Here is a 366-nt window from a genome sequence, read left to right as displayed (position 1 = left end):
GAAGCGCTCCACCACGTCATCGGCGTAGTGGCGGTAGCCGAGGAGGTTCTGGCCGCGGAGCAGCATCTGCAGGGGGGTCTTCGGCATGGCCTTTTTGAGCTCGCGCAGGCGGACCCAGGGGTCCTCGCCGAGGAAGCGGATGCAGGCGTCAAAGGTGGCGCCGCCCCAGCACTCAAGGGACCAGTAGCCCGCGTCGTCGAGCTGAGCGGCGACGGGGAGCATATCGTCGAGGCGCAGGCGGGTGGCGAAAAGGGACTGGTGGGCGTCGCGCAGGACGACATCGGTAATGGCAACGGTCATGGATTCCTCCGTGAATTAAGGGTTAAGTCGGCGATGGTGGTGGAGAGCGGCGGCAATCACCGGCTT

1 pseudogene is annotated in these 366 nt (G+C 65.6%); it reads right to left on the bottom strand.

Annotated features, from left to right (window positions below):
- A pseudogene (locus tag ACSIPU_RS30685) lies at window positions 1-300 on the bottom strand (sodium-extruding oxaloacetate decarboxylase subunit alpha); the annotation flags it as partial.
- Between the last annotated feature and the right edge of the window lie 66 nt (window positions 301-366).

The sequence above is a fragment of the Klebsiella sp. HN106 genome (assembly GCF_051209435.1).
Classification (GTDB): domain Bacteria; phylum Pseudomonadota; class Gammaproteobacteria; order Enterobacterales; family Enterobacteriaceae; genus Klebsiella; species Klebsiella oxytoca.
This window is presented reverse-complemented; position numbering and strand designations above follow the sequence as displayed.